The sequence below is a fragment of the Actinomycetospora atypica genome (assembly GCF_042653685.1).
GTDB classification, from domain to species: domain Bacteria; phylum Actinomycetota; class Actinomycetes; order Mycobacteriales; family Pseudonocardiaceae; genus Actinomycetospora; species Actinomycetospora atypica.
The window spans coordinates 1-701 of the sequence record NZ_JBHSIV010000099.1 but is presented as its reverse complement, the minus strand read 5'-3'; the positions used below and the strand labels follow the sequence as shown (position 1 = coordinate 701).

Genomic DNA, 701 nt, shown 5'->3' with positions numbered 1-701 from the left:
GCCTGCTGCGTCGACCAAGCCCTCGCCGCCGAGCTCGCGGACCTCGTCGCCCGGCACGGCCCCGATCCCGCGAGCGCGGACATCGTGAGCGAGCAGGAACGAGCAGCCCGCGGGGTGCTGCGCTCGCTCATCCACCGCGCCCAGCGCCACCACCACCGGCCCCGGTGACGCGCCACCGGCGAGCTCTCCGCGGGACCGCCGACCAGCCGGCCGCGGCGCCGCCTCTGGCCTGCGGGTGCGTCCCGGGCCGCTCACACGCCGATACCTGCCCGTGCGGCCCGGTGCCCTCGGCCGTCTCCAGGGCGTCGGCGACCTGCGCGGCGCGGTGCTGCAGCACCAACTGGGCAGCCGCGAGCGCAAGTAGCGCGAGCATGGCGAGCCCGAGCCCGAGCAGGAGCATCGGGGCGTTGTCAGTGGGGTCGAACAGAGCGAGGTACCAGGCGGCGAGGCAGATCAGCACGGGAGGGTTGCCGGTGCGGCGGAGCTGGTGGACGACCCACGCCCGGGCGAAAGGCCGCAGCTCGACGGGCCCGGGCCGGCCGCGGCGGAGTTCGCGGCGCAGCAGACGCCGCGCGTCGAGCGGCTCAAGGGTGCACAGGCGCGGATAGCGCTCGGCGTCGCTGCGCCACCCGTGGCGCAGCGACCAGACCGCGACCAGCACCGCGAAGGCCATGAGCCCGAGCACCGCCGCGGTGTGGGCC

1 protein-coding gene is annotated in these 701 nt (G+C 76.5%); it reads right to left on the bottom strand.

Going from position 1 to position 701, the window contains the following annotated elements; translation table 11 throughout:
* Positions 1 to 127: 127 nt before the first annotated feature.
* On the bottom strand, positions 128 to 701 hold a 574-nt coding region (locus tag ACFPBZ_RS29485), incomplete at its 5' end, for a hypothetical protein (RefSeq protein ID WP_378039661.1).